Annotated in this window: 24 protein-coding genes and 1 pseudogene; 16 read left to right on the forward strand and 9 right to left on the reverse strand. The window is 62.3% G+C overall.

The genetic code is table 11. The features are described 5' to 3' along the window. Nucleotides 1–105 precede the first annotated feature (105 nt). Nucleotides 106–1,461, reverse strand: coding sequence for a heavy metal sensor histidine kinase (locus tag ALTERO38_RS14315; protein ID WP_159968785.1), 1,356 nt, complete (start codon nucleotides 1,459–1,461; stop codon nucleotides 106–108). After that, nucleotides 1,458–2,129, reverse strand: a complete 672-nt coding sequence (locus tag ALTERO38_RS14320) for a heavy metal response regulator transcription factor (protein ID WP_019342290.1) — start codon at nucleotides 2,127–2,129, stop codon at nucleotides 1,458–1,460. The genes ALTERO38_RS14315 and ALTERO38_RS14320 overlap by 4 nt, the downstream gene beginning before the upstream one ends. A 146-nt stretch (nucleotides 2,130–2,275) precedes the next feature. Here ALTERO38_RS14320 and ALTERO38_RS14325 point away from each other — a divergent pair, with 146 nt between their 5' ends. The 5 genes from ALTERO38_RS14325 (at nucleotide 2,276) to ALTERO38_RS14345 (ending at nucleotide 7,609) form a co-directional block, all read left to right on the forward strand. After that, a complete protein-coding gene (locus ALTERO38_RS14325) occupies nucleotides 2,276–2,770 on the forward strand; it encodes a heme-binding protein (RefSeq protein WP_148926601.1) in 495 nt (164 codons plus the stop codon). 13 nt (nucleotides 2,771–2,783) lie between these two features. Beyond that, nucleotides 2,784–3,194, forward strand: a complete 411-nt coding sequence (gene uraH / locus ALTERO38_RS14330) for a hydroxyisourate hydrolase (protein ID WP_159968786.1) — start codon at nucleotides 2,784–2,786, stop codon at nucleotides 3,192–3,194. Nucleotides 3,195–3,471: 277 nt separating this feature from the next. Next, nucleotides 3,472–5,049: an MFS transporter gene (locus tag ALTERO38_RS14335; RefSeq protein WP_159968787.1), complete on the forward strand. Its 1,578-nt coding sequence runs from the start codon at nucleotides 3,472–3,474 to the stop codon at nucleotides 5,047–5,049. Then, nucleotides 5,046–6,227, forward strand: a complete 1,182-nt coding sequence (locus tag ALTERO38_RS14340) for an HlyD family secretion protein (RefSeq protein ID WP_159968788.1) — start codon at nucleotides 5,046–5,048, stop codon at nucleotides 6,225–6,227. The genes ALTERO38_RS14335 and ALTERO38_RS14340 overlap by 4 nt, the downstream gene beginning before the upstream one ends. Further along, on the forward strand, nucleotides 6,224–7,609 hold the full coding sequence (locus ALTERO38_RS14345) for an efflux transporter outer membrane subunit (protein WP_159968789.1): 1,386 nt from the start codon (nucleotides 6,224–6,226) through the stop codon (nucleotides 7,607–7,609). Before ALTERO38_RS14340 ends, ALTERO38_RS14345 begins: the two co-directional genes overlap by 4 nt. Before the next feature lie 18 nt (nucleotides 7,610–7,627). On the opposite strand, the gene ALTERO38_RS14350 is transcribed toward ALTERO38_RS14345, so the two are convergent. The 5 genes from ALTERO38_RS14350 to ALTERO38_RS14370 all read right to left on the reverse strand — a co-directional run bounded on the left by ALTERO38_RS14350 (nucleotide 7,628) and on the right by ALTERO38_RS14370 (nucleotide 13,030). Further along, nucleotides 7,628–8,911, reverse strand: a complete 1,284-nt coding sequence (locus tag ALTERO38_RS14350) for an EAL domain-containing protein (protein WP_159968790.1) — start codon at nucleotides 8,909–8,911, stop codon at nucleotides 7,628–7,630. A gap of 187 nt (nucleotides 8,912–9,098) precedes the next feature. Further along, the gene (locus tag ALTERO38_RS14355; RefSeq protein WP_159968791.1) at nucleotides 9,099–10,496 is read right to left on the reverse strand and encodes a PepSY domain-containing protein; all 1,398 of its coding nucleotides are present in this window, start codon (nucleotides 10,494–10,496) and stop codon (nucleotides 9,099–9,101) included. Nucleotides 10,497–10,718: 222 nt separating this feature from the next. Further along, nucleotides 10,719–11,111, reverse strand: coding sequence for a DUF2946 domain-containing protein (locus tag ALTERO38_RS21835; RefSeq protein WP_159968792.1), 393 nt, complete (start codon nucleotides 11,109–11,111; stop codon nucleotides 10,719–10,721). 61 nt (nucleotides 11,112–11,172) lie between these two features. Further along, complete coding sequence (xth, locus tag ALTERO38_RS14365) at nucleotides 11,173–12,018, reverse strand: exodeoxyribonuclease III (RefSeq protein WP_159968793.1); 846 nt, start codon at nucleotides 12,016–12,018, stop codon at nucleotides 11,173–11,175. A gap of 103 nt (nucleotides 12,019–12,121) precedes the next feature. Next, on the reverse strand, nucleotides 12,122–13,030 hold the full coding sequence (locus ALTERO38_RS14370; protein WP_102835810.1) for a LysR family transcriptional regulator: 909 nt from the start codon (nucleotides 13,028–13,030) through the stop codon (nucleotides 12,122–12,124). A gap of 256 nt (nucleotides 13,031–13,286) precedes the next feature. On the opposite strand from ALTERO38_RS14370, the gene gcl reads away from it, so the two are divergent. The 6 genes from gcl to ALTERO38_RS14400 all read left to right on the forward strand — a co-directional run bounded on the left by gcl (nucleotide 13,287) and on the right by ALTERO38_RS14400 (nucleotide 21,038). After that, nucleotides 13,287–15,068 (forward strand): glyoxylate carboligase, encoded by a 1,782-nt coding sequence (gene gcl, locus ALTERO38_RS14375; RefSeq protein ID WP_159968794.1) that lies wholly within the window; start codon nucleotides 13,287–13,289, stop codon nucleotides 15,066–15,068. Nucleotides 15,069–15,270: 202 nt separating this feature from the next. Then, entirely contained in the window at nucleotides 15,271–16,053 is a 783-nt protein-coding gene (gene hyi, locus ALTERO38_RS14380) for a hydroxypyruvate isomerase (protein WP_159968795.1), read from the forward strand. Nucleotides 16,054–16,085: 32 nt separating this feature from the next. Beyond that, nucleotides 16,086–16,976: a 2-hydroxy-3-oxopropionate reductase gene (locus tag ALTERO38_RS14385; protein WP_159968796.1), complete on the forward strand. Its 891-nt coding sequence runs from the start codon at nucleotides 16,086–16,088 to the stop codon at nucleotides 16,974–16,976. Between the two features lie 345 nt (nucleotides 16,977–17,321). Then, nucleotides 17,322–18,593: a glycerate kinase gene (locus ALTERO38_RS14390; protein WP_159968797.1), complete on the forward strand. Its 1,272-nt coding sequence runs from the start codon at nucleotides 17,322–17,324 to the stop codon at nucleotides 18,591–18,593. Between the two features lie 51 nt (nucleotides 18,594–18,644). Further along, nucleotides 18,645–20,060, forward strand: a complete 1,416-nt coding sequence (gene pyk / locus ALTERO38_RS14395; RefSeq protein ID WP_159968798.1) for a pyruvate kinase — start codon at nucleotides 18,645–18,647, stop codon at nucleotides 20,058–20,060. A 75-nt stretch (nucleotides 20,061–20,135) separates the two neighbouring features. Then, nucleotides 20,136–21,038, forward strand: coding sequence for an urea transporter (locus ALTERO38_RS14400; RefSeq protein ID WP_159968799.1), 903 nt, complete (start codon nucleotides 20,136–20,138; stop codon nucleotides 21,036–21,038). A 3-nt stretch (nucleotides 21,039–21,041) separates the two neighbouring features. Here ALTERO38_RS14400 and ALTERO38_RS14405 read toward each other — a convergent pair whose 3' ends face one another. Further along, a complete protein-coding gene (locus ALTERO38_RS14405; RefSeq protein ID WP_102835803.1) occupies nucleotides 21,042–21,266 on the reverse strand; it encodes a DUF2188 domain-containing protein in 225 nt (74 codons plus the stop codon). Between the two features lie 281 nt (nucleotides 21,267–21,547). Here ALTERO38_RS14405 and hmpA point away from each other — a divergent pair, with 281 nt between their 5' ends. The 5 genes and pseudogenes from hmpA to pncB all read left to right on the forward strand — a co-directional run bounded on the left by hmpA (nucleotide 21,548) and on the right by pncB (nucleotide 25,017). Continuing rightward, nucleotides 21,548–22,726 (forward strand): NO-inducible flavohemoprotein, encoded by a 1,179-nt coding sequence (hmpA, locus tag ALTERO38_RS14410; protein WP_159968800.1) that lies wholly within the window; start codon nucleotides 21,548–21,550, stop codon nucleotides 22,724–22,726. A gap of 58 nt (nucleotides 22,727–22,784) precedes the next feature. Then, a complete protein-coding gene (locus tag ALTERO38_RS14415; protein ID WP_102835801.1) occupies nucleotides 22,785–23,018 on the forward strand; it encodes a hypothetical protein in 234 nt (77 codons plus the stop codon). Between the two features lie 240 nt (nucleotides 23,019–23,258). Then, nucleotides 23,259–23,417 (forward strand): annotated as a pseudogene (locus tag ALTERO38_RS14420) (general stress protein); the annotation flags it as partial. A 193-nt stretch (nucleotides 23,418–23,610) separates the two neighbouring features. Then, nucleotides 23,611–23,790 (forward strand): hypothetical protein, encoded by a 180-nt coding sequence (locus ALTERO38_RS14425; protein WP_159968801.1) that lies wholly within the window; start codon nucleotides 23,611–23,613, stop codon nucleotides 23,788–23,790. A gap of 27 nt (nucleotides 23,791–23,817) precedes the next feature. Then, the gene (pncB, locus tag ALTERO38_RS14430; protein ID WP_159968802.1) at nucleotides 23,818–25,017 is read left to right on the forward strand and encodes a nicotinate phosphoribosyltransferase; all 1,200 of its coding nucleotides are present in this window, start codon (nucleotides 23,818–23,820) and stop codon (nucleotides 25,015–25,017) included. Nucleotides 25,018–25,023: 6 nt separating this feature from the next. Here the strand turns inward: pncB and ALTERO38_RS14435 are convergent, their stop codons facing one another. Further along, entirely contained in the window at nucleotides 25,024–26,217 is a 1,194-nt protein-coding gene (locus ALTERO38_RS14435) for a GGDEF domain-containing protein (protein ID WP_159968803.1), read from the reverse strand. Nucleotides 26,218–26,577: the final 360 nt, after the last annotated feature.

The following is a 26,577-nucleotide window of genomic DNA, read 5'->3' on the forward strand; positions in this document are numbered from 1 at the left end:
CCTCCTAAGGGCTTTTGAACGGGCCGGAACAAACACGGCCAACCTGTTAAGTCGACTGTGCCGTTTCGACAAAGGTTCAGCCGGGCCGCCCGGTGGAAGCCGCGCTCAACGAGGAAAAGACAAGCTGAAGCTGGTGCCTGATGCGTCGCTTGTCACCCGCACCTCACCGCCATGCAGCTGCATGATCGAGCGCACTATTGCCAGTCCCAGCCCGCCAGAGTCGCCCGGCTCGGCACGGGACGGATCGCACCGATAAAAGCGGTCGAACAGGCGCGGCAGGTGCTCTGGAGGAATCGCCGGCCCCTTGTTGGCGACGCTGATCACGATTCGATCGCCCGTGCATTGGCTGGCCACGGTTACGGCCGTCCCCGCCTCGCCGTAGCGCAGCGCATTGGCGATCAGGTTGGCCAGTGCCCGGCGCAGCAGCTCGGGATCGGCGCGCAGCTTGCCGGTTGCCTCATTGTGCAGGCGCATGCCGTGCTCTTCGGCAATGCCTTCGAAATAGTCGCCGAGCTGCTCCACCGCTTCGGCCAGATCGATCTCCTCCGGGCCGACCTGTTCGTTTGCCTGTTCGGTACGTGCAAGGAACAGCATGTTGTTGATCATGCGCGCCAAGCGCTCGTACTCCTCCTGGTTTGATGCCAGTAGGCTCTGGTAGTCCTCCAGCGAACGCACCCGGCGCAGCGCCTGTTGGGTCTGCCCCATCAGGTTGCTCAGCGGGGTACGCATCTCGTGCGCCAGGTCCTCGGAGAACCGCGACAGCTGGGTGAAACCCGCCTCCAGCCGCGCAAGCATCTCGTTCAGTGCATCGCTCAAGGCGCGCAGCTCGCTCAACTCGGCGCAATCGTCGATTCGCAGGTGCAGGTGCTGGACGTCGATCGCCAGCGCGCGGCGGGTCAGCTGACGCACCGGCCGTAGCCCACGCTCGCTCACCAGCCAACCCAAGAGAAACGCCAGCAGCGCGCCGACTACCAACGCCAGCCAGAGTTTCAGGCGGTACGCCGCAAGCATCTGCTCACGTTCGGCCAGCAATTTGCCGGCAATCAGCGTCAGACCGCCCTCCGCCCGCTCGATATGCACCCAGGCCAGGCGCGCCTTGTCGTCAAGGTCATCGAGTTGCGGCTGCGCCTCAAGCGGCAGCTGCGGGATCGCCAACTGAACGGGGTTGATCTCGATCAGCGGCTGGCCGCCCTCTCCCAGCACCCAGAGCAGGTTGTCCCGATTGCCGAGCATGTTGGCGTAGAGCTGGGGCCGCTCACGCAATGCCTCGATGCTATCGCTGTCATCGAGCAGGGCTCGCATGCGCTCCAGCCGACCCAGCAAGGCCTGATCGTCGCGCCAGGCGATCTCGCGCTCCAGTGACTGGTACAGGTAAAAACCGATTGCCCCCAGCAGTGCCGTGCTGACCACCGCGAACATCAGCGCCAGCCGCAGGCTCAACGAGCGTGGCATCAGGCTCATTCCGGTGCCTCCAGCAGGTAACCCATGCCGCGAACGGTATGGATCAGCTTGGGCTGGTAGGGGTCGTCCACCTTGGCGCGCAGACGGCGAATGGCGACATCCACCACATTGGTGTCGCTGTCGAAATTCATCTGCCAGACCTGCGAAGCGATCTGCGCTCGCGACAGCACCTCGCCTTCGCGGCTGAGCAGCAGATGCAGCAGCGCGAACTCCTTGTTGGTCAGCGTCAGCCGCTCGCCGTTGCGGCTGACGCGACGGCGCAGCAGGTCCAGCTCCAGATCGGCCACTCTGAAATGCTCGACCTCGCGCGGCGGCCCGCGGCGCAGCAAGGTGCGCACCCGCGCCAGCAGCTCGGCATAGGAAAACGGCTTCACCAGGTAATCATCAGCGCCGAGCTCAAGGCCCTTGACCCGATCCTCCACGGCATCGCGTGCGGTGAGAAAAAGCACCGGCGTCTGCGCGTTGCGCCGCACGATTTGCAACAGCTGCCAGCCGTCGATGCCGGGCAGCATGACGTCGAGAATGATCAGATCGAACTCGCTCTCCTGAATCAGGTGCTGGCCGTCCAGACCATTGAGCGCGACCTCCACCAGATAGCCGGATTCACTCAAGCCCTTGCGCAGGTAGTCGGCTGTCTTGAATTCGTCTTCCACCACCAGTATGCGCATCTGTACCTCCCGGGCGAGGCGCATAGGCTAGGCCGGCCAGTGCGTTTATCCCATTACAAATACGTAATCCACCGGCAATGGGTTTGACGGGGCCGCCAGCACAGGATGGCGCCACCTGCTCCACGGAGCCCATTGAGGAGAAACCGATGCGCATTGTTCCCCTGTCGCTGCTCGGCCTGGCGCTTGCCAATGCCCAGGCGCTGGCCGCCACGCCACAACCCGTTAACCAGCAGAACGTATCGCTGCAACTGGCCAACGCCCTGCTCGACTCGACCATGGCCGCCTGCCATGCCGACGGCCGTACCGCCGCTGTGGCAGTGGTCGATCGCGGCGGCAACCTCGTCGCGCTACAGCGCGATGACAATGTCGGTCCGCACAACACCATCGCGGCACAGCGCAAGGCCTATACCGCACTGTCGAGCAAGACGCCCACCCGCCTGTTCGGTGAGCGTGCGCGTAACAACCCGGACGCCGCCAATCTCAACACCTTCGACGGATTGCTGCTACTTGGCGGCGGCGTTCCGCTGCGGGTCGGCGATGAGGTGATTGGTGCCATCGGCGTAGCCGGTGCCGGCGGCGCCGAAACAGACGAAGCATGCGCCACCCAGGCGATCGCTCAACTGCTGCCGTCCAAATCCTGATCGGAGAAACACCATGACTTCTTTGAAAACCCTTTGCGCCAGCCTCGTCCTCGCCGGTCTTTCCAGCCTCGCCATGGCGGCCGACAACCCGCTCAGCGTGCATGTGCTCAACCTCAACGATGGCCTGCCGTCGCCCGATGTAAAGGTCACCCTGGAAAAGCAGAACGGTAACCAGTGGGCAGCGCTGAGCGATGGCGTTACCAACCAGCAGGGCCGCATCACGGCGCTGTACCCACAAGACAAGGCGCTGGAAAAAGGCACCTACCGTGTCACCTTCAAAACCGGTGACTGGTTCGAGGCACACGACACGGCGAGCTTCTTCCCGGAGGTCCCGGTGATCTTCGAGGTGGACGGTACCGTGCCGCACTACCACATCCCGCTGCTGCTCAGCCCATACGGTTTCTCGACCTACCGGGGTAATTGAGCCGCGGGGCATGCCTGAGGTGACTGGTGGTTTCCGAGTATTCGGCACCGGTCGCCGAGGCCTTAGTCCGATCGAAGCCGTGGCTGCCAGCCAGCCCGGCACGATTGTTTTCATGGTGGCGCTCTGTAACCAATCATTTCGCGCTGAAGGTTGTCCGAAAGAAAGTCGCGTTAACTTGATGTTTACGATCAGGCTGTTTTTTCTTCTTCGAGCGCTACCGCCAATGCCGCAATACCTCGCCCCGGTTCCTCGCTGGGCACCCGAAGAACGCCCCTCGATGCCCGGATCGCCAGCGATCCTGCTGCATCCCATGCCGCTGCGCATCGCCTATGCCTGCGTCGCCGTGCTGGTCGGCATTACCGGCGGCCTGGGCAACGCGCTGTTCATCGCCAACCTGCCCAGCATCCAGGGCGACCTCGCCCTGACGCCCTCGCAAGCCGCCTGGTTGCCAGCCGCCTATTTCATGGTCAGCGTTTCCGCCAACCTGCTGATGATCAAGTTTCGCCAGCAATACGGGCTGCGCCGGTTCGCCGAGATCGGCCTCACCCTGTACGCAGCACTGAGCGTCGCCCATGTGTTCGTCGAAGGGTTCGAGATGGCCGTGTTCGTCCGCGCAGCCAGTGGCCTGGCGGCTGCGACCACCTCTTCCCTGGGCCTGTTCTACATGCTGCAGGCGTTTCGCAAGGTGGATCTGCCGAAGGCGGTGATTCTCGGCTTCGGCATTTCCCAGTTGGGCACACCGCTGGCCTGGCTGATGTCTCCGGCCCTGCTGGAAATGGGCGAGTGGCATCGCCTTTATGTGTTTGAGAGCGGTCTGGCGCTTTGCTCGCTGGCCGCGGTGGTTGTGCTCAAGCTGCCGCTGGGCGAGCGCATCAAGGTCTTCGAGCCACTGGACTTTCTCACCTTCGCCCTGCTGGCCCCGGCACTGGCACTGATTGCTGCAGTGCTGACCCAGGGCCGCATCCTCTGGTGGACCGAGCAACCCTGGTTGGCCTATGCGCTGATCGCTGCGCTGCTGTTGATTTGCGCGGCGTTCATGATCGAGCACCACCGGCGCAACCCCTTGCTGCATACCCGCTGGCTGGGCACCGCCGAGATGCTGCGCTTCGCTTTTGGCGCCCTGGCTCTTCGGCTGCTGTTGTCCGAGCAGACCTACGGCGCCGTCGGGCTGCTGCAGACCCTCGGCATGGGCACCGAACAGTTGCAGCCCTTGTATGCGGTAATCCTGCTTGGCCTGGTCATGGGCATTGCCGGCAGTGCGATGACCTTCAGCCCGGCCATGGCCTTTCCGCAGATCCTGCTGTCGATCGTGCTGATCGCGATTGCCAGCTTTCTCGATATCGATGCCACCAACCTGACGCGTCCGCACGACATGTTTCTCAGCCAGGGCCTGCTGGCGTTCGCCAGCGGCCTGTTTCTCGGCCCCTTGTTGATCACCGGGATCGGCCGCGCCTTGCGCAACGGACCGAACTATCTGGTCACCTTCATCGTCTTGTTCACCATGACCCAGAGCCTCGGCGGGCTGGCGGCACCGGCCTTGTTCGGCACCTATCAGGTCATGCGCGAGAAGTATCATTCCAATCATCTCACCGAGCAGGTGGTGCCGGGTGACCCGAGGGTCGCGGCTCGCTTGCAGGCACACGGCCAGGCGTTGGCGCCGCGGCAGTCCGATCCCGCCTTGCGCCAGGCGCAGAGCGCGGCGCAACTGAGCCAGGCGGTTACCCGCGAAGCCAACGTGCTGGCGTTCAACGATATATTCCGGCTGATCGGCATGCTGTCCATTGGCGTGTTCGGCTGGACGCTCTATCGCACCCTGCGCATTGCGCAGCAAAACAGGAACGCTGCCCCTCCATGAGTGAACGCCCCCAATCCGAGGACCCGGAAAACCTGCAGACGGCTCAGCCTCCCCAGCCATCCGCTGCCGCGACCGATGCCGGCCCCGCGCCCGACGACCCGCCGAAAACCATCAAACCGAGCCGCCGCTCGGTGCTGCTGATGGTGCTGGTGGCGCTGGCCGGAGTGCTGGCGATTCTCTATGCGTGGCAGCTGTGGCCGTTCAGCGGTCGCTTGGCTGTCACCGAAAACGCCTATGTGCGCGGGCAAATCACGGTGCTGGCGCCGCAGGTCAACGGCTATGTGACCGAAGTGCAGGTGCAGGATTTCGAGCAAGTCGCGAAGGGTCAGCCGTTGGTGCGCATCGACGATCGCCAGTATCGCCAGCTGGTCGAACAGCGCAAAGCCGAACTCGCGGCCCGCCGATTCGACCTGGAAAATCTGGAGCAGACGCTGGCCTCGAACCGGGCGACGCTGGCCTCGCGGCGCGCCGAGTTGGCTTCTGCCGAAGCCGAATTGCAGCGCGCGCTGGCCGATGAAAAGCGGGTCAACGAGCTGGCCGAGCGGGGTTCGGTGTCCGTCCGTGAGCGAGACCAGATCCGCGCCGGTGCGCGCGCCGCGACCGCCGCCGTCAAACAGGCCCGCGCAGCAATCGCCATCGCTGAGCAGACGCTGAAGGCCAGTGAGGTCTCCCGTGGTGGTTTGCAGGCGCAGGTGGACATCGCCGAATCAGCGCTGCAACGGGCGCGGATCGACCTGGACAACACCGTCATCCAGGCACCGCGCGACGGTCAGGTGAGCGAAGTGACGGTGCGGCAGGGCCAATACGTCACGGCCGGTTCGCAGCTGCTTTATCTGGTTCCGGAACAACTCTGGGTAATTGCCAATTACAAGGAAACCCAGACCTTCGCCATGCGGCCGGGCCAGCCGGTCGAGATCGAAGTCGACGCCCTCGACGGTGCGCGCCTGAGCGGTCACGTGCAGCGGCTGGCGCCCGCTACCGGCTCGGAATTCAGCGTGCTGCGAGCAGACAACGCCACCGGCAATTTCACCAAGGTGGTCCAGCGGGTGCCGGTGCGCATTTCCATCGATCCGGGCCAGCCATTGGCGAAGCGACTGCGGCCGGGGCTGTCGGTGGTTACGCACGTCGACACCGCCGCACCTTTAGGGGATCGTCCTGTGGACGAAGGCGCACGATGACAGGCCTGTTCCGTGCCCTGCCCCAACTGTTGGCCGCCGCCCTGCTGGCATTGACCGCAGGCTGCATGCCGCCACGTCAGCCGCTGCCGCCGGAAGCCACCTTCACGCCACCGTCCGAATGGCGCGACCCCGCCGCAACGGTCGCCCTCTCCGCGACGTGGTGGAAAGCCTTCGGTGATCCACACCTGTCAGCACTGGTCGAGGCCGCACTGGCCAGCAACACCGATGTGCTGAGCGCTGCCTCGCGAGTCGAGCAAGCGCGCCAGCAGATTCAGCTATCCCGTGCCGCGCTGCTTCCCTCGCTCGACGCCGCTCTGGGCGCGCAGCGTACCCGCGAGCTGAGTGTTCTCGGCATCGCCCATACCACCGCTGTGCAGCCCGCGCTCCAGGTCTCCTATGAAGTAGACCTCTGGGGCCGCCTGCGCCGTCTACGCGAAGCGGCGGAGCTGCAGTACCAAGCCACCGAGGCAGAGCGCAATGCTGTGCGCTTGGCCGTAGCCGCTACCACCGCTCGCGCCTATGTGTCACTGCTGTCCCTAGACCGTCAGCTCTACATCACGCGTGAAACGGTGGACTCCAGACTGCAGGCATTCCGCGTGGCCAAAGACCGCGCCAGCCTCGGTTATACCTCGCAACTCGAGCTCACCCAGGCGCAATCGGAATACGAAGCGGCCGCCGAGCTGCTGCCGCAATTGCAGCAAGCCATTCGTGAACAGGAGAACGCCCTGCGCCTGCTGACCGGCCGGATGCCCGGCGACGTCGAGCGCGGTGCCGGGCTGCTGGCGATCGAGCCGCCTCCGGTTCCCGGTGTGCTGCCCTCGTCACTGTTGCGTCGTCGCCCGGACATCCAGCAGGCCGAGCTGCTCCTGGCTGCGAGCAAGCTCAACCTGCAGGCCCAGCGCGACCGCTTTCTGCCGCAGGTACAGCTGTCGGCAAGCCTCGGCCGCCTGTTCGTCAATTCGCTGGACTACGACCCGGTGCGGGTTTGGGATATCGGTGCCAGTGTGCTCGCCCCGATCTTCGATGCCGGAAGGCTTGAGGCTGGGGTAAACATCGCGGTGGCGCAGCGTAACCAGGCCGCATTCGCCTACCGCGCCGCCGCTCTCGAGGCCTTCAGCGAAGTGGAGAACAGCCTGTCGGCGGTCGACAACCTGCGCTATCAGCTCGAACGCGTTGCAGCCCGCCGTGCCGTGCTGGGGCGCTCGCTGATCTATGCTGAAGACCGCTACCGCGCGGGGTACTCGTCCTATCTGGAAACCCTCGATGCCCAGCGCAACCTGTTCAATACCGAACTGGCTACAGTGCAGCTGCGTGAGCGCCAGCTCAATGCCCTTATCACGCTGTACCAGGTGCTCGGCGGCGGTTGGCAGGGCAAGTCCTGAGCCGCGCCAGATCACGCCTCAACGGACGATGAACGATCCATCGAAGGCGCTGGAAACCGGTGTGGTGATGGGGGCCGGGCGACCAAGCAGAAAACCTTGCGCCTTGTTTACCTTGAGTTCGCGCAGTACTGCCAACTCCGCTTCGGTTTCGATGCACTCGGCCACGACCTTGCTGCCCGTTTCTTCCGCGAAGCGAATCAGTGCGGCCGCCAGGGCGCGGCAACCGGTGCTGCTATCGATGTTACGGATCAAGCTGCCGTCCAGCTTTATCACGTCCGGCTTGAGCTTGAGGATGTGACGGAAGCTGGCAAATCCAGCTCCTGCATCATCCACCGCCAGTCGCAACCCCTGCTCTCGAAGTGGTTCGAGGACATTGGCGACAATCTCATAGTCGCCGATGGACACATGCTCGGTTATCTCAAGGATCAACCGGTCAAGCGGCTGATGCGCGAGCGCCGCTGCGAGCGACCCCGTCAGCACCGTGGCTGGCGAGACGTTCAAGGACATGTAGGTCTGGTCCGGCAGAAAGGCGAGCCCTTTGAGCGCCTCCTCGACCAAAGCAATTTCCAGTTCTGCTTGCAGACCGACCGATGCCGCTTCGGCGAACCACAGATCGGGCGTTCGCGCTGGCGTTGCGCTGAAGCGCGCCAAGGCTTCATACCCGACGATCCGGTTTTCGAGCAGATGAATGATCGGTTGATAGACCACCGAGTACGTCCGTTCTTCCAGCACCGAACGGATGCGACTATGGATTTCGGCATAGCGCATCTCGCTGAGCGCATGCCGCTCGAGCAACCGCCCGGCGAATGCGGCAAACAGCCTCAAGGTGTTCAAATCGCGCTCATTGAGCGTGCCGTCAGAGGTCGTGCTGAAACAGCAGAAAGTGCCGTAGAGGCGACCATCGCTGAAGCGCAGCGGCACGCTGAGATGCGCGCCAACCGGCAGGGCCTTGGTCACTGGCATGGCAAGGGCTTCGGGCAAGAGCGCCGCGTCCTGGATCAACTCCGGCAGGCGTCCGTCCAGCACACGCTGACAGTAGCTGTCTTCCAGCGGATCTGACCCGCCAATGGCGAGCTGCAGTGGCACGAAGTTGCCATCAAGGTAGCGAAACACCCGGCTTCCGCCGCGAAACTCGCTGATAAACGCTACATCCATACCCAGATGCATGCGCACCGCATGAAGCGCCTCGGTCAGCATTTCGCTGAGTGAAAGATTCGTACCCTCAAGGCGAAGCAGGATCGATACCGGATCGTCGATAACCGTGAAACGGTCAGCTTGATTCGGCTTTACATCGTCAGACATGGACTCCCTCCCTCACTACGGCAGCCATGTCTTGCCGAGTGACCGAACCCAAAATATTTAGAAGCCGCCCCCTTCCTGGGCCGACTTCCTGAACAGCTGACCCGATACTACTGATACAAACGCGGACGCTGTACTTTCGCCGACGATCGGCACAAAAATCGCAGCGATAGTCTATCGGACGCTGAAGTCAGGCATCCCGCCGAGCCGCGTCGGGCCGGTAACGCCAGGGCGTTGCCAGAACGAACTCGCTTACCAGGAACAACAGAAGACTGCCGCCCAGAACCGGCAGGCAATAGCCAAACAGCAGCGCCACGGCGAGCGTGGCCCAGCGCACAGGTGGCGACAGACCGCGCAGAACTGCGACCACCCCCAGCCGACCAGCTCGGCGCTGCCCGCGGCGTCGCCACCACATGAGGTAACCGAAGGCCACCAGGAACGCCAAGCCGAGCGCCGTGACGGCAAGCAACAACTGGTTAGCCAGACCGAACAGCGAACCCATATGTGCATCGATGCCCCAGCGCGTTAGCTTGGCTGCAATGGGGAAGGTCGCGAAATCAATCCGATCCGTGATGCCCAAAGTGCGCGGATCGACAGCGACGGCATCGACCTGAGTGGGCCAGCTGCGGTCGATTTCAGTCACCGTCCAGGCGCGATCGGGCCCGGCAGCCGGGACGATCTCGACCTTGCCAGCCTCTATTCCGCTCGCTCTGGCCGCGCTAAGGACTTGATCGAACATCTCCGGCGCTGCCACCCGGGGCGCCGACATGGCCATTCCGGTGTGGTGTGCATGTTCGCCCGCAGGTGCAGCCGTTTCGCCATCCAAGGCGGTCGAGACGCTCGGGGTCGACATGCCCAGTGCGGCTCGCGCAACACCGATGTTGCCGCCGGCCCATCGCGACCAGGTCAGACCCGTCGCGGAGAAGAACAGCAACCCGATCAGCAGGCACAAACCGAGCGTGGCGTGCCAACGTCGCAGCCCTTTTGAGCGCACCGGACCTCCGCCGCGCCGCCGCCGGATGTACCACAACGCAAAGCCACCCAGTGCTGCGACCCACAACCAGGACGCTGCCAGCTCGCTGTACAACCGCCCTGGCTCGCCAAGCAGCAGGCTGCGGTGAAACTGATCGAGCCATGTGCGCAACGGCAGCACGCCGCTTGTGCCGTAGACGAGCAGGTCGCCCCGAATCTCAGCTGTAACCGGGTCGATGAATATGGCGCGACTTTCCGACGCGCCAAGGCCTGGCGCCTGGAACATTACGCGCGTAGTCCTGCCCGGTTGCGGTGCCGGACGTACCGCCGACAGCGTCGCCGCTTCGCCAATATAGGTCTGGGCCGCCTCGATCTGCCGAGCCAGTGGCTGCGGCGTACCGCTGCTGTCGCTGTAGAGCTGCTCGGCGTACAGCCGGTCCTCTAGCTGCGTTGTCAACGCATAGACCAGGCCGCTCAAGGCAGCAACAAAGATGAACGGGCCGACCAGCAGCCCGACGTACAGATGCAAACGAATCAATAACGCCAGCATTGGGTGCTGTGTTCGGGAAGCCAGGAGTGGCGCCTCAGGGTGGGCGCCAGCGACACTTGAAGTCATAACTACTTACTCGATCGAAACGGCAGCAGCTTCTCTGTAAGAGCCAGATTGCTGCGATCAATGGCGCAGCAATGGATCAGATCGCGAGCAAGCTCGCGGCTACAAAGGCGGGGCCGTATTTTCGCGCTGCCGGCCGGGAAACAGGCCAGCAGCAAGGGCCAGCAACCAACAGCGGCGCGAACGCAACCACCGGCGGCTACCAGACAGACAACACTTGATCGATCAAGCGAAAGGAGAGGCGCGGGGGTTCAGGCTCGGCCAGCGATATCGCGGCGATAACAGCGGTGCGGTGACCGAAGGCAAGTTGCCGATCGGCACCAGCCGAGGATGAAGCAATACTGGCGAGCCGGCTGGAATAGCTGCCAGCGAGGCCGACCCCGCGGCACAGCAGCAAGGCATACCCTGATGATGACTCTGCGCCGGCGCGGGCTCGCTGGCATGACCGTGATGCTGGTCTACCTTCACCGCATGGTGCTGGCCCGACTGGCCCATCGCATCATGCCCACCTGCCATAGCGGTGGCCCGCATATGCGCAGCCATCAGCGGCATCGAGCACAGATGCAACAGGACGGCGAAGGTGGCTATCCAGACGGGAGCACGACGACGGCGGTGCATGCAGCTAGCGGCTCCAGTGAAAACGGATGGGCGCCGAACCTTTAATCCGGCGCCAGTGAAGTTACTTGGCAGTGCTCTTGGCCTTGCTGCGCCTGGCCGGTTTTTCAGACTCGTCCTGCACAGCCTCACCACGAAGGGTTATCCAGGTCGGCGCGTGGTCGCTGGCGTGTTCCTGGTCACGCACCCAGCGATCCACCCCGGCATCGACCAGTCGCGGCGCCAGATCAGCGCTCAGCAATAGATGATCGATGCGTAGCCCGGAGTTCTTTTGCCAGTGCTGGCGGAAATAATCCCAGAAGGTATAGAGGCGCTCGTCCGGGTACTTGGCGCGCAGAGCGTCGGTCCAGCCCTGCGCCAGAAGGCGCTCGAAGCATGCGCGGCTTTCCGGCTGCAACAGCGCATCCTTTCGCCAAGATTTCGGATTGTAAATGTCCTCGTCGGTGGGCACCACGTTGTAGTCACCGGCCAGTATCACCGGATGGCCGTTGGCGAACAGGCCGGCGGCGTGCTCGATGAAACGTTCGAACCAGCTCAGCTTGTAATCGAACTTCGGCCCCGGCTGCGGATTGCCGTTGGGCAAATAGAGGCAGGCGACGATCACCCCATGGGCGGCGGCTTCGAGATAACGACTGTGGGTATCGTCCGGATCGCCCGGTAAGCCGCGGCGGATTTCCAGCGGGTCGTCGCCCTTGGCCAGGATCGCTACCCCGTTCCATGACTTCTGCCCCTGCCAGATGGCGCCGTAACCGGCCGCGCGAATGTCATCGATTGGGAAATCGGCGTCCTGCGCCTTCAGCTCCTGCAAGCACACCACGTCCGGCTGTTCGCGCTCCAACCATTCGAGCAGGTTGGTTCGACGGGCACGGATGCCGTTGATGTTGAAGGTGGCGATTTTCAGTTGATCCACTGGGCACCTCTGACGATAGCCTGCGATTGTTTGACGGCCGCAGCGCGTGGATGTGCTTCGCGACATCCACCCTACGACCAGACGCAGACCGACGTGGTTCGACTCAACGCACCTCCCAGTAGCCCGGCGCGTTGTAGATCTGCTTCAGATAATCGATGAAGAAGCGGACCTTGGCCGGCAGATAACGCTGCTGCGGATACACCGCCTGGATGTCATAGGCCGGCAAGGCGTACTCGTCGAGCACCGTCACCAGCTCGCCGCGTTTGAGCTCGGCCTGGATTTCCCAGGTCGAGCGCCAACCGATGCCGAGGCCCTGCTTGACCCAGTCGAACAAGAGCTCACCGTCGTTGCAGTCGAGATTCCCCGCCACCCGCACCGCCACCTGTTTGCCGTCCCGCAAAAAGGTCCAGCCGCGCTGCTGCCCGCCTTGCAGGTTGAACGCCAGGCAATTGTGTCGCGCCAGATCTTCCAGCGTGCGCGGTACGCCCTGGCGCTCGAAGTAGTCCGGCGAGCCACAGACCACACGCCGATTGGGGAACAGTTTGACGGCAACGTAGTTCGGGTCGGTCACCTCGCCGATGCGGATGCCCATGTCGTAACCGTGGCGCACCAGATCGACCACGCTGTCGGTGAAGTTGAAGGACAGCTGCAGGTCCGGATAGCGCGCCTGGAACGCCGGCGCGTGCGGGCCGATGTGCCGACGTCCAAATGCCGCGGGCGCCGATATCACCAGGTGCCCGCGCACCGAGGTGCGGTCATGGCTGATGCTGGCATCGGCTTCGTCGAAATCCTTGAGCAACCCTCGGGCGCGCTCGAGGTATTGCTCGCCGAGGTCGGTCAGCGCCAGCCCGCGCGTCGAGCGGTGCATCAGCTTGACGCCCAGGTGCCGTTCCAGCGCATCGAGCCGGCGCCCCATGACCACCGGCGTTACGCCTTCCTTCAGCGCAGCGGCGGCAAAGCTGCCGTTTTCAGCCACCAGAACGAAGCTGTGCAAGGTTGTGTAGCGATCCATTCGATACTCCTGATATCGACAGAACTGAAGTTTCTGCCAATTCCCTCGTTCCGGCCAGCCCTTCATGCTTGGGCCACGTATAAAAACTATTGAATAAAAAGACAGCCACGATCTAGCGAGCTAGAGACCTGCAAGGCAAAAGCAGGCGAGGAAGCGGAGTTTGCTGGTGCAAATGAGCATTCCGAGCCTGGTTTTAACGCAGCAGGGCCGACGCGCAGCAGATCGTGAACAATTCTAAGAGTCAGGAGGAACGACCATGCCCCGAATGAGAGCAATCGATGCCGCCGTAGCGGTGTTACGCAAGGAAGGGATTGATACCGCCTTCGGCATCCCCGGCGCCGCGATCAACCCGCTGTATTCCGCCATGCGTGCCGACGGTAGCATCCGTCACATTCTGGCTCGCCACGTCGAAGGCGCTTCGCATATGGCCGAGGGTTACACCCGCACCAAGGCCGGCAACATCGGCGTGTGCATCGGCACTTCGGGCCCGGCCGGTACCGACATGATCACCGGCCTTTACTCGGCCTGGGCCGACTCGATACCGATCCTCTGCATCACCGGCCAGGCGCCGCGTGCTCGCCTCTACAAAGAAGACTTCCAGGCCGTGGACATCGAGTCCATCGCCAAGCCGGTGACCAAGTGGGCCGTGACCGTGCGTGAGCCGGCACTGGTGCCGCGCGTATTCCAACAGGCATTCCACGTCATGCGCTCCGGTCGCCCCGGCCCGGTATTGATCGACCTGCCGTTCGACGTGCAGATGGCCGAGATCGAATTCGACGTCGACACCTACGAGCCGCTCTCCGTTTACAAGCCGGCCGCCACCCGCAAGCAGATCGAGAAAGCCATCGACATGCTCTGCGCCGCCGAGCGTCCGCTGATCGTCGCTGGCGGCGGCATCTATAACGCCGGTGCCGAAGCCTTGCTGGTGGATTTCGCCGAGACTGTGGGCGTGCCGGTGATCCCGACCCTGATGGGCTGGGGTTCGATCCCCGACGACCATCCGTTGATGGCGGGCATGTGCGGGCTGCAGACCAGCCACCGCTACGGCAACGCCAACATGCTGGCCTCTGACTTCGTGCTCGGCATCGGCAACCGTTGGGCCAACCGCCACACAGGCTCGGTCGATGTCTACACCAAAGACCGCACCTTTGTGCACGTGGATATCGAACCGACTCAGATCGGCCGGGTGTTCTCGCCGGACTTCGGCATCACGTCCGATGCGGGTGCCGCGCTGGAGCTGTTCGTCGAAGTCGCCAAAGAGCGCAAGGCCGCCGGCCAGCTGCCGGATCGCACGCCATGGGCCGCCGACTGCCAGGAACGCAAGCGCACCCTGCTGCGCAAGACGCACTTCGACTCGGTGCCAATGAAGCCGCAGCGCGTGTACCAGTGCATGAACAACGCGTTCGGCCGTGACGCCTGCTACGTCAGCACCATCGGCCTGTCGCAGATCGCCGCCGCGCAGTTCCTGCATGTCTACAAGCCGCGCCATTGGATCAATTGTGGCCAGGCCGGCCCGCTCGGCTGGACCATTCCGGCCGCGCTAGGTGTAGTCGCCGCGGACCCAACGCGCAAGGTGGTGGCGCTTTCGGGCGACTACGACTTCCAGTTCATGATCGAGGAGCTCGCGGTGGGGGCGCAGTTCAAGCTGCCCTACATCCACATTCTGGTGAACAACGCCTACCTCGGCCTGATCCGCCAGGCGCAGCGCGGCTTCGAGATGGATTACTGCGTGCAGCTGGGCTTCGAGAACATCAATGCCGATCAGGCCGGTATGGAAGGTTACGGTGTCGACCACGTCGCGGTGGTCGAGGGCCTGGGTTGCAAGGCGATCCGCGTGTTCAAGCAGGAAGACCTGCGCCCCGCCATCGACCAGGCCCAGGCCTGGATGGCCGAACACCAGGTACCGGTGGTGATCGAGGTGATCCTTGAGCGCGTCACCAACATCGCCATGGGCACCGAGATCGACGCCATCAACGAATTCGAGCCGCTGGCCGAGGGCCGGGAAGACGCACCGACTGCGGTCGCGTTGTTGGATTGATCGTTACACCGAGCGCGACCTGCCACCAACGCGTGGAAGAGGCTTCGCCGTCTTCCACCCTACGGCAGGAACAGCTCGGGCTCGTAGGGTGGATATCGCGAAGCATATCCACCGCAAACGCAACACCCCGGATGGCTGCGCGTCGCGCAACCACCACGAGCATCACCGGATTGTCCCTACAGACAAAAAAGGAGAACCACCCATGCCCCGCTTTGCCGCCAACCTGTCCATGCTGTTTACCGAGATGGATTTCCTCGACCGCTTCGCCGCCGCTGCCGAAGCCGGCTTCAGCGGTGTCGAGTACCTCTTTCCCTACGACTACCCGGCCGAAGAGATCAAGGCGCGCCTGGACGCCCACAACCTGACCCAAGTGCTGTTCAACCTGCCGGCCGGCGACTGGGCCAGTGGCGACCGTGGCATTGCCTGTGACCCGGAGCGGGTCGAGGAATTTCGCGCCGGCGTCGACCAGGCCATCGCTTACGCCAAGGTCCTGGGCAACACCCAGATCAACTGCCTGGCCGGTATCGCCCCCAAGGGCGCCGATCTCGGCAAGCTGGAGATGACCTTTATCGAGAACCTGCGTTACGCGGCGAAGAAACTCAAAGCCGAAGGTATTCGCCTGGTGATGGAGATGATCAATACCCGCGACATCCCGCGCTTCTTCCTCAACAACAGCTCGCAGGCGTTGGAGATTCGCGACAAGGTCGGCAGCACCAACCTGTTCCTGCAGTACGACATCTATCACATGCAGATCATGGAAGGGGACCTGGCGCGCTCCCTCGAGACCAATCTGGCGGCGATCAACCATGTGCAGTTGGCCGACAACCCCGGCCGTAACGAGCCGGGAACCGGCGAGATCAACTACCGCTTCCTGTTCGAGCACCTGGACCGCATCGGCTACCAGGGCTGGGTTGGCTGCGAATACAAGCCGGCCACCACCACCGCGGCCGGCCTCGGCTGGATGAAAGCGCATAACGCTATCTGACCCGACCTGAACGAATCGAAGGAGAAAACCTCATGGCTAAGATTGGATTTATCGGTACCGGCATCATGGGTCTGCCCATGGCTCAGAACCTGCAGAAAGCTGGCCACAGCCTTTTTGTTTCGACGCACCACGATGCGGCCCCGGCCGCCCTGCTCGAAGCAGGCGCCGTTGGCCTGGCCAATCCGAAAGAAGTTGCGCAGGAAGCCGAGTTCATCATCGTCATGGTGCCGGACACCCCACATGTCGAAGACGTGCTGTTCCGCGAGAACGGCATTGCCGAGGGCGTCGGCCCGAACAAGCTGGTGATCGACATGAGCTCGATCTCACCCAGCGCCACCAAGGCGTTCGCCGAGAAGATCAACGCCACGGGCGCCCAGTACCTGGATGCGCCGGTCTCTGGCGGTGAAGTTGGTGCCAAGGCTGCAACGCTGTCGATCATGGTGGGTGGTAGCGAGGACAGTTTTGCCCGCGCCCTGCCGCTGTTCCAGGCCATGGGCAAGAACATCACCCTGGTCGGCGGCAATGGTGACGGCCAGACCGCCAAGGTCGCCAACCAGATCATCGTGGCGCTGAACATTCAGGCGGTGGGCGAAGCCCTGCTGTTCGCCGCGAAGAACGGTGCCGACCCAGCCCGCGTCCGCGAAGCACTGATGGGCGGTTTCGCCGGTTCGAAGATTCTCGAAGTGCATGGCGAGCGCATGATCAAGGGCACCTTCGATCCGGGCTTCCGCATCAGCCTGCACCAGAAGGACTTGAACCTGGCTTTGGCCGGTGCCCGCGAGCTCGGCCTGAACCTGCCCAACACGGCTAACGCGCAGCAGGTCTTCAGCACCTGCGCAGCCATCGGTGGCAACGGCTGGGACCACTCGGCACTGATCAAGGGGCTGGAGCACATGGCCAACTTCTCGATTCGCAAGGATTAAACAGAAACTTCAGCCTTCGAGCACGTTGGCCAAGCCAAGCGGCCCACCTTCAGGGACAGACAGACCAGGTGGTGGGAACCGCAACGTTTGGCCCAGCGATGCTCAAAGGGTCGGATTGGAGTTGCGCGGGGTCGGAATCACAGCGTCCCCCACACCCTCAGCCCAGCGCACCTGCGATCCGATCGCTGCCCTCGGGCGGCACCCCTTTCGACCTGCTCGGCACGAGGAGTCACGGCCTGACTGCCGGGTGGGTCGATTCCAAACCTTAGGACTTGTTTTTTGTACTTGCATAACCGAGCCCTAAGGTCTGGAATCGGGCACCTGACCTACTAGATGGAGTTGTACATGAACCTCGAACCGCAAGCCTTCCTGCGCGACCTGTTCACCGCCGCCATCGATGCCGCGCACCCGCGCCAGGTGCTGGCTGACCATTTGCCGGCAGACCGCAGCGGCCGGGCCATCGTCATCGGCGCAGGCAAAGCGGCTGCCGCCATGGCTGAAGCCATCGAAGCGGTCTGGGAAGGCGAGCTCTCCGGACTGGTGGTAACGCGCTACGGTCATGGCGCCGACTGCCGCAAGATCGAGGTGGTGGAAGCCGCGCACCCGGTGCCGGACGACGCCGGTGAGCGCGTCGCCCGCCGCGTGCTGGAAATGGTCAGCAACCTCGAAGAAAGCGACCGGGTGATCTTTCTGCTCTCCGGCGGCGGTTCCTCACTTCTGGCACTGCCAGCCGAAGGCATCAGCCTCGCCGACAAGCAGGCGATCAACAAGGCGCTGCTGCGCTCCGGCGCGCACATTGGCGAGATGAACTGCGTACGCAAGCACCTCTCGGCGATCAAAGGCGGCCGTTTGGCCAAGGCCTGCTGGCCGGCAAGCGTCTACACCTACGCGATTTCCGACGTGCCGGGTGACGAGGCGACGGTGATCGCCTCCGGCCCAACCGTCGCGGACCCGACCACCTCCGCCCAGGCCCTGGCGATCCTGGCGCGCTATCACATCGAGATACCGCAGAACGTTCGCGCTTGGCTGGAAGATCCACGCTCCGAGACAGTCAAGGCAGACGACCCTTGCCTGTCACGCAGCCACTTCCAGCTGATCGCCAAGCCTCAGCAATCCCTCGACGCGGCGGCCGAGAAGGCGCGCGCAGCGGGCATCACCCCACTGATTCTCGGCGACCTGGAAGGCGAAGCACGCGATGTAGCCAAGGTCCATGGGGGTATTGCTCGCCAGGTGGTGCTGCACGGTCAGCCGATCAAGCCGCCCTGCGTAATCCTCTCCGGCGGCGAAACCACGGTGACCGTGCGCGGCCATGGCCGCGGCGGCCGCAACGCCGAATTCCTCCTGAGCCTGACGGACACTCTGCAAGGGCTGCCGAATGTTTACGCACTGGCCGGCGACACCGATGGCATCGACGGCTCGGAAGACAACGCCGGCGCCTTGATGACACCCGAGAGCTACGCTCGCGCCGAGGCGCTGGGCCACAGCGCAGCAGATGCCCTGGCGAACAATGATGGCTACGGTTATTTCCAGGCGCTCGATGCGCTGCTGATGACCGGCCCGACGCGGACCAACGTCAACGATTTCCGCGCCATCCTGATCCTGCCGGTGTCCCGCTAGCGAGACACCGGCAAGCAGGGTCCCTAACCACAACTGCCGATAGAGCCTGCCATGACACCCGATAAGAAGGTCAAGATTCTCGCCACCCTAGGACCGGCCACACGCAGCATCGAGGATGTGCGCGAGCTGGTGGAAAACGGGGTCAATCTGTTCCGCCTCAACTTCAGCCATGGCGAGCACGCCGACCACGCTGAACGCTTCGGTTGGATTCGCGAGGTGGAACGTCAGCTGAACCAGCCGATCGGCATCCTCATGGACCTGCAAGGGCCTAAGCTGCGGGTCGGTCGTTTTGCTGAGGACAAGGTGCAGCTCAAGCGTGGGCAAACGCTGCGTCTGGACCTCGACTCGACGCCGGGCGACAGCACGCGGGTCAACTTGCCGCATCCGGAAATCATCGACGCCCTGCAGCCTGGCATGAGCCTGCTGGTGGACGATGGCCGTCTGCGCCTGACCGTGACGGCCAAGCATGCTGATGCCATCGACACGCGCGTGGTGGCCGGTGGCGAGCTGTCCGACCGCAAGGGTGTAAACGTGCCAGAGGCGGTGCTGGAGTTGAGCCCGCTGACCGAGAAGGATCGGCGTGATCTGGCATTTGGCCTGGAGCTGGGCGTTGATTGGGTAGCGCTGTCATTCGTCCAGCGGCCACAGGACATTCATGAAGCACGCGAACTGATCGGCGACCGCGCCTTCCTGATGGCCAAGATCGAGAAACCCTCAGCCGTGCAGCACCTGCGCGAAATCGCGCGGCTGTGCGATGCGATCATGGTGGCGCGTGGCGATCTGGGGGTCGAGGTGCCGGCGGAAAACGTGCCGCGCATTCAGCGCAATATCGTACGCACCTGCCGCCAGCTGGGCCGGCCGGTGGTGGTGGCGACGCAGATGCTCGAATCGATGCGCTTCTCCCCGGCACCGACCCGTGCCGAGGTGACTGATGTGGCTAACGCCGTGGCCGAAGGCGCCGACGCGGTGATGCTCTCGGCGGAAACCGCCTCCGGCGAGTACCCGCTGGAAGCGGTGAGCATGATGAGCAAGATCATCCGCCAGGTGGAAAGCGGCCCGGACTACCAGGCTCAGCTGGACGTCAATCGGCCAAGCGCCGAGGCCACCCTGCCCGATGCGATCAGCTGCGCCATTCGCCGGATCAGCGGCATTCTGCCGGTTGCAGTGCTGGTCAATTACACCGAGTCAGGCCGCTCCAGCCTGCGCGCTTCGCGCGAGCGACCGGCCACGCCAATCCTGAGCCTGACGCCGAACCTGACGACCGCACGCAAGCTGACCGTGGCCTGGGGCGTGTACTCGGTGATCGATGCACGCATGTATGACATGGAGCACGTCTGCCTCAATGCGCTCGAACTGGCCCGTGCCCAAGGCATGGCAGGCACCGGGGATACTGTGGTGATCACGGCGGGCGTGCCGCTGGGGCAGTCTGGCACCACCAACTCGCTGCGCATCGAAATGCTCAACTGACCCTCCAGACAACCTCACCGGCGCAGCCCTGCTCCGCCGGTGAGGGTCTGTTCGCCTTTCTCTCACGACACACTCATGTCCCCTCGTTTTTCGCACCTGTTGCGCTCGATGCTCAACGGGATCAGCCAGATCTTCTTGCAGCGCCACCTGGGCTGCGGCCTGCTGATCCTCTTTGCAATCGCGCTGCATGACCTGGCGTTTGTGGCGGGCGCCCTCCTCGGCCTGCTGAGCGGCACCTTGTCGGCGTGGCGCCTCGGTTATCCACCTGAGGATATCGAAACCGGTCTCTACGGCTACAACGCCGCGCTACTAGGGCTTCTGATCACACTGATGCTCGGTCTGGCGCCGCTCGCCTGCCTGCTGATCATCATGTCTGGCGCGTTGTCGATCGCCGTGCAGCACCACCTGCTCAGACGGATGCGTGAGCGGCGTAGCTTGCCGGGTTTCACCCTCTCATTTGTCCTCTTGGGATGGTTGGCCATGGGGCTATCAGGTGCTCTGGAAAGCGTTGTCGAGGCGCGCATACCCGAGCATCAGCTGGATGGCTGGGGGGCGCTGGGGGGAATAATGGCGCTGGGGGGAATAATGCGGGGGGTGGGCCAGGTCTTGTTTCTCGCTGACCCCATGGCGGGGCTGTGCCTGTTCGCGGCATTACTGTTGGCTGATCGACGTGCTGCAGTGTGGACACTGTGCGGCTCGGCAGTTGGCATCTTTATGGCACTGCTGGCCGGCGCTTCCGAGCCGTCTGCGCTGGCCGGGCTGGCTGGCTACAACCCGGCGCTCGCCGCTCTGGCGTTGAGTCAGGTTCACCGCTCGGCACTGGCGCCAGCACTGGGCATCGGCTTGGCGATCATCTTCCGGCTGTTCTTCGATCAGCTCGGCCTGCCGCCGCTGACCATGCCCTTCATTCTCGCCTGCTGGGCGGTCACGCTGGGTCAACGTCAGTATCAGCTCCAGGGCGAGTTGCAGCCGAGCTGAGGGTTAGCCCCTGGTGGCGCGTGGGTCCTGGTCCCGCGGGTAGGTTCGTTCTTCTTCGATCTTGCCGTCGAGGGTATGGATTTTCACCGAGGCGGTGCGCAGCTTCATGTAATCACGGGTCTCGTTGATGATGTCTTCCTTCGTCGAGGCTTCAAGCAGCGCGCGTTTATCGCCCTCCTCACGCAGCACCCAGCGATCGTCATCGTGCGTGATGTGGTAGTTCTCCATATTGCCTCCCTCTGTTCATCGATAGTTGAAGTTATAGAACGCTTCGGTTGATGACGGTTCGATTGGCTGTTGATCGACACCACCACTTGAGGTGCAAAAAACCCAACAAGGTTATAAAAACCCACATCATCAGGGTACGAAATACCACGATTCGCTTTAAGCCCTTGATTCTGGTCAATTCCAGCCTGGAACGATTATTGAAACAGCTCCAGTACCTGTCCGGGACGCGTGGTCGCCACGCTGCCAACCAGAGACAGCGTTACCAATAATTGGAGTTTTCCATGCTTTGCGCCGAACACCGTGCCCTAATCACCGCTACTGTCCCGTTGCTCGAAAGCGGCGGCGAAGCCCTCACCGACCATTTCTACAAACTGATGCTGGCCGAGCACCCAGAGGTTCGTCCGCTGTTCAACCAAGCCCACCAGGCCAGCGGTGCCCAGCCGCGTGCACTGGCCAATGGCGTGCTGATGTATGCCAAACACATCGACCGCCTCGATCAGCTCGGCGGGCTGGTCTCACAAGTGGTCAACAAGCATGTCGCGCTGCAGGTTCTGCCAGAGCACTACCCGATTGTGGGCGGATGCCTGCTGCGAGCGATCCGCGAGGTGCTCGGGGCCGAGATCGCTACCGACGAAGTCATCGACGCATGGCGTGCCGCTTATCAGCAGCTTGCCGACATCCTGATCGGCACCGAGGAACAGCTCTATCGCCAGACCGCCGAGGCGCCCGGCGGCTGGCGCGGCGCGCGGCATTTCCGGATCGCGCGCAAGGTACCTGAGAGCGCAGAAATCACCTCTTTCTACCTTGAGCCGGAGGACGGCGAACCCGTGGTGGCGCATGAGCCGGGCCAGTACATCGGTCTGCGCCTGCTGGTCGATGGCCAGGAGATCCGCCGCAACTATTCGCTATCGGCTGCGAGCAATGGCCGGGACTACCGGATCAGCGTTAAACGTGAACCCGGCGGTGTGGCCTCCAACGCGCTACATCAAATGCAGCTTGGCGAGACGCTGGAGCTGTTCGCGCCGGCTGGCGACTTCGTCTTGCAGCCCAGCGACAAGCCGCTCGTGCTGATCAGTGGCGGCGTCGGCATCACCCCGACGCTGGCTATGCTCGAAGCCGCCATCGGCACCAGCCGACCGATTCACTTCATCCATTGCGCACGCAACGCCGAAGCCCACGCCTTCCGCGCGACCATCGACCAGCTCGCCGAGCAGCACGTCCAACTAAAGCGTTTTTATTGCTACGACGAGCACCGTGGCGATGAGCATCAGCCAGACGCCATCGGCCTGTTGACCGAAGCACGACTGGACGCCTGGTTACCCGCCGAGCGCGACCTGGATGCGTATTTCCTAGGCCCGAAACCATTCATGGCGGCGGTTCGTCGGCAATTGCACGCACTCGGCGTGCCGGCCCAGCAGCTGCGCCATGAGTTCTTTGGGCCAGCAAGCGCGCTGGAGTAAACCGGACGGGTCGGCCTCACGGCCGGCCCTCTCGCATCACCGAAACGAGGTGTCTGCCATGCTTATGCAACCGCTCGACTCGTACCGTCTTTTGCTATTCGCCAACCTGTCGATGGCGTTGGGCGTACTTCTGCTCCTGCTGGGTATCGCCGGTGCTTATGTCGTCGATGACCAACTTCAGCTCGGAGCTGTGGTGGCGAGCCACGCCCTGGTGATCCTGGGTCCGACCGCGCTGAAGATCGGTTACGTGATGCGGCTACTGGCACAGCGCCAACTCGCGCTGGTCGCCTGATCGGGCCGATATTCGATGCAATTCTGTGAATTCAAATAACGCCACACGCTAATTGCCGTTCCGTTGTACTTGCAATTAGCCATGTCGCGACTTCATCTGTAACCACTCGTCCGCAGGCCATATAAAACGGAAACTACTGGCGTGCTCCTCGGCTCTGAAATCCTGAAGGCTGATGAAGTTGTTCAGCCCCGCAGAAGTCTTGTCCATTGAGGAGAGAAAGACATGGCAAATAAAAATCCTGGCAACTTCGCAAACGACCGCGAAAAAGCGTCTGAAGCAGGTAAGAAGGGCGGCCATAACAGCGGTGGCAACTTCGCCAATGACCGCGAAAAGGCCTCCGAAGCTGGCCGCAAGGGTGGACAGAATAGCCACGGCGGCGGTCGCAACAGCAAAAGCTGATCGATATAGAAAACAAAAAGGGCAAAGATTAAAAATCTTTGCCCTTTTTGTTGTCCGCTATTTTGCGTAGACAATTACCTCATTTCTGGCTGGCGCATTTCTTACGACAATAAACCGGCACCGACCCTGGATCACTTATTTGAATTTTATTTAACTTAGACAAATACAGACTTTCAGCAGAGGAAGTTTCCATATGAACATTTCAAATCATGACCACTCATCGTCCAATCCCGGAGACGAAGCGCCGCCAGGAACGCCCGGGACGGGTGAAAATATCTGCCCCGTTTGCAACGGCAGCGGCCGTACCGAGGCAGGGGAATGTAAAAATTGCGGCGGCACCGGTAAGGTGATCGAAGGCATCGGCGGAGCCTGATCCGCCTCCGCAACCAGGAAGCAACTCATGCGTGGCAGCGCCTTTTCCGAACGAATCATCCAGAGCCTGCTGGACACCGACTATTACAAGCTGACCATGATGCAGGCAGTGCTTCACCACTACCCCAATGCGGAGGTGGAGTGGGCCTTCCGCAGTCGATCCGAAGAGGACCTGACGCCATACCTGGGTGCTATCCGCGAGCAACTGGAGGCCTTGGCGGAGCTGCGATTCGAACCGCAAGAGCTGGCATTTCTGGAACGCATTCCCTACATGCAGCCAGACTTCATTCGCTTCCTCGGGCTGTTCCGCTTTGATCCGCGCTACGTGCGACTGGAGCTTGATGACGGCGAGCTGGTGATCTACCTGCGCGGTCCATGGCTGCACGTAATCCTCTTCGAGGTGCCGCTGCTAGCAATCATCAGCGAGGTACGCAACCGTGCTCGCTATCCGCAGGTGACCCTGAACCAGGCGACCGACCGCTTGGAAGAGAAGCTGGAGTGGCTGCGCGAAGAAGCCACGCCCGACGAGCTGGCCGGTTTCAAGCTGGCCGACTTCGGTACCCGTCGGCGCTTTTCGTTCGGCGTACAGGCTGCGGTGGTCAAACGGCTGAGCGAGACCTTTCCCGGTCACTTTGTCGGCACCAGCAACGTGTATCTGGCGCACACCCTGGAGCTCAAACCCATGGGCACCATGGCCCATGAGTGGATCATGGCCCATCAACAACTCGGCCCAAGGCTGATCGACAGTCAGAGCGCGGCTTTAGACTGCTGGGCGCGTGAATACCGTGGCGCACTGGGCATCGCCATCACCGATTGCATCACCATGGACGCCTTCACCGCAGATTTTGATTTGTATCTGGCGAAGCTGTTCGATGGTCTGCGCCATGACTCGGGTGACCCGGTCGAATGGGCTGAAAAAGCGATCGCCCATTACCGACGGCTGGGTATCGACCCTATGACCCGCCAACTGGTCTTCTCCGACGGTTTGGATTTTCCGAAGGCGCTTGGTATCTATCGCGCCCTAGCCGGGCGCAGTAACACCAGCTATGGCATCGGCACCCAGTTGACCTGTGACATTCCGGGGGTCGAACCGACCAACATGGTGATCAAGATGACCAGTTGCAACGGTCAGCCAGTGGCAAAGATATCCGACTCACCCGGCAAGACCATGTGTCGCGATGAAGCCTTCATCAGCTATCTCAAGCACGTGTTCGCAGTGAATCGTTGAATGCGCTCAGGCGGCTGACAGAGGCGTTTCGGACGGTATCTCGCTAGGCGCCTCGAAACACAGGCGGTTGCGTCCGGAGGTTTTAGCCAGATACATCCGCTTGTCCGCCAGGTCCAACAGTTCTTCTGCGCTTTCGACAAAATCAACGCAACGCTCAGCCAAACCAATACTGGCGGTAAGCGGGCTGCCGTCCGGGCGCCTACCAAGACTCGATCGAATCATGCGGCTCAACGCCAGGCGCGCCTGTTCCCGATCGGTGTCGGGCATGATCACAACGAACTCTTCCCCACCCCAGCGCAGCAGGGTATCGGTGCTACGCAAACTGGCCAGCATCTGTTGGGTGCACTCGCGCAACACCAGGTCCCCGGCTTCGTGACCGTAGTTATCGTTGATCTGCTTAAAATGATCGAGATCGATAAAGGCAACGGCCAGGCCGGTGTCGTGACGCCGAGCGGTGTCCCATTGCAGCTTCAGAATCTCCTGCCCGCTACCGCGCGAAAACACGCCGGTGAGCGGGTCGCGGATGGCCTGGCGTACCAATGCGATCATGAACGCCAACTGGCTGAGACTTGCCAGTGAGGTGACTCCGGCGATCAAGATCAGCAACCAGAATCCACCCGCGTAGGAAGGCCAGTTGAGCGTCGTCCATGACAGATAACCCGCCAAGGCATGCGCGAGAAGCAGGACGGACGCCATTACCAGATTCTCTAACAGGGTCAGCGGGAAGATGGCCAACCCGGCCATCAGCACGAAGGGCAGGAACGCATAACCTGTGGCGACCACGGCGGAGGCCTGGGTAAGTTGATAGCCCCCAAGCAGCGTATGCGAAGCGATGTAAAAGACGGTCGGAATGGCGAACAGCAGCGCAACGGCCCGATAGGCATCAAACAAATTGCCGCTGGGCCGATAGAACAGCAGCAGGCAGGCGAAGGCAGCGCAGGCCAGCAGGCGAAAGGTAGCCAGGCCGAGCCAGAGTGGGTAAGTGAAGACCATCAGGTCGATGATCCCCCACACGGGTGTCAGCACTGCAAAGAGAAACGCGAACAGCCGGACCCGGTTGACGATCAGGGTCGCGCGACGCTGACTCATCAGCATCGAGTGACGGTGCGGAATGACCAGCTTCATGAACTCAGTGGACTTGAGCTCACTGGGCAGCAGCGTAGCCAGGCGGCTCAAAAGCAGATCGATCAAGGACGGCATTTTTTTATAATCACCCGACTGAAGCATTGGAACGGCCATCCACGTCTTCGTGCCAACCGCGCCGAATGGTAGCACTTTGCCATACTCCCATCGCTTCAGCGACGGACGGTGCCAACCCTGAGTTCGCACCAGAGGCCGTTAAACAAAAAATAGCTCGGCAGAAATCCCCATGTTTCATGCGGCCTTGGTGCCATTTTGGTTAGCGGCCTGTGGCAATCGGCCTGTAGCGCTAGTGTCATAAAAAATTTGTAACAAGGCGTTTTGAGGATTTCCTCGGGTCCGTAATCCATTCGAGCGATATCAAGCCGTCCGGCAAATGACGCTTTAGAGCGCTTATGCCTCCTTCAATTGGCGACTAGC

The organism is Pseudomonas sp. 9Ag, from assembly GCF_902506445.1.
Taxonomy (GTDB): Bacteria; Pseudomonadota; Gammaproteobacteria; order Pseudomonadales; family Pseudomonadaceae; genus Stutzerimonas; species Stutzerimonas stutzeri_AB.

What these genes read in the sequence shown, in the direction of transcription:
- ALTERO38_RS21835 (WP_159968792.1), bottom strand. Translation starts at nt 11,111, where the DNA reads ATGCACCGCCGTCGTCGTGCTCCCGTCTGGATAGCCACCTTCGCCGTC.
- ALTERO38_RS14355 (WP_159968791.1), bottom strand. Translation starts at nt 10,496, where the DNA reads ATGACTTCAAGTGTCGCTGGCGCCCACCCTGAGGCGCCACTCCTGGCT.
- ALTERO38_RS14415 (WP_102835801.1), top strand. Translation starts at nt 22,785, where the DNA reads ATGCTTATGCAACCGCTCGACTCGTACCGTCTTTTGCTATTCGCCAAC.
- ALTERO38_RS14315 (WP_159968785.1), bottom strand. Translation starts at nt 1,461, where the DNA reads ATGAGCCTGATGCCACGCTCGTTGAGCCTGCGGCTGGCGCTGATGTTC.
- pyk (WP_159968798.1), top strand. Translation starts at nt 18,645, where the DNA reads ATGACACCCGATAAGAAGGTCAAGATTCTCGCCACCCTAGGACCGGCC.
- hyi (WP_159968795.1), top strand. Translation starts at nt 15,271, where the DNA reads ATGCCCCGCTTTGCCGCCAACCTGTCCATGCTGTTTACCGAGATGGAT.
- ALTERO38_RS14400 (WP_159968799.1), top strand. Translation starts at nt 20,136, where the DNA reads ATGTCCCCTCGTTTTTCGCACCTGTTGCGCTCGATGCTCAACGGGATC.
- pncB (WP_159968802.1), top strand. Translation starts at nt 23,818, where the DNA reads ATGCGTGGCAGCGCCTTTTCCGAACGAATCATCCAGAGCCTGCTGGAC.
- ALTERO38_RS14320 (WP_019342290.1), bottom strand. Translation starts at nt 2,129, where the DNA reads ATGCGCATACTGGTGGTGGAAGACGAATTCAAGACAGCCGACTACCTG.
- hmpA (WP_159968800.1), top strand. Translation starts at nt 21,548, where the DNA reads ATGCTTTGCGCCGAACACCGTGCCCTAATCACCGCTACTGTCCCGTTG.
- ALTERO38_RS14425 (WP_159968801.1), top strand. Translation starts at nt 23,611, where the DNA reads ATGAACATTTCAAATCATGACCACTCATCGTCCAATCCCGGAGACGAA.
- ALTERO38_RS14350 (WP_159968790.1), bottom strand. Translation starts at nt 8,911, where the DNA reads ATGTCTGACGATGTAAAGCCGAATCAAGCTGACCGTTTCACGGTTATC.
- gcl (WP_159968794.1), top strand. Translation starts at nt 13,287, where the DNA reads ATGCCCCGAATGAGAGCAATCGATGCCGCCGTAGCGGTGTTACGCAAG.
- uraH (WP_159968786.1), top strand. Translation starts at nt 2,784, where the DNA reads ATGACTTCTTTGAAAACCCTTTGCGCCAGCCTCGTCCTCGCCGGTCTT.
- ALTERO38_RS14325 (WP_148926601.1), top strand. Translation starts at nt 2,276, where the DNA reads ATGCGCATTGTTCCCCTGTCGCTGCTCGGCCTGGCGCTTGCCAATGCC.
- ALTERO38_RS14390 (WP_159968797.1), top strand. Translation starts at nt 17,322, where the DNA reads ATGAACCTCGAACCGCAAGCCTTCCTGCGCGACCTGTTCACCGCCGCC.
- ALTERO38_RS14435 (WP_159968803.1), bottom strand. Translation starts at nt 26,217, where the DNA reads ATGCCGTCCTTGATCGATCTGCTTTTGAGCCGCCTGGCTACGCTGCTG.
- ALTERO38_RS14335 (WP_159968787.1), top strand. Translation starts at nt 3,472, where the DNA reads ATGCCCGGATCGCCAGCGATCCTGCTGCATCCCATGCCGCTGCGCATC.
- ALTERO38_RS14385 (WP_159968796.1), top strand. Translation starts at nt 16,086, where the DNA reads ATGGCTAAGATTGGATTTATCGGTACCGGCATCATGGGTCTGCCCATG.
- ALTERO38_RS14370 (WP_102835810.1), bottom strand. Translation starts at nt 13,030, where the DNA reads ATGGATCGCTACACAACCTTGCACAGCTTCGTTCTGGTGGCTGAAAAC.
- ALTERO38_RS14340 (WP_159968788.1), top strand. Translation starts at nt 5,046, where the DNA reads ATGAGTGAACGCCCCCAATCCGAGGACCCGGAAAACCTGCAGACGGCT.
- ALTERO38_RS14345 (WP_159968789.1), top strand. Translation starts at nt 6,224, where the DNA reads ATGACAGGCCTGTTCCGTGCCCTGCCCCAACTGTTGGCCGCCGCCCTG.
- ALTERO38_RS14405 (WP_102835803.1), bottom strand. Translation starts at nt 21,266, where the DNA reads ATGGAGAACTACCACATCACGCACGATGACGATCGCTGGGTGCTGCGT.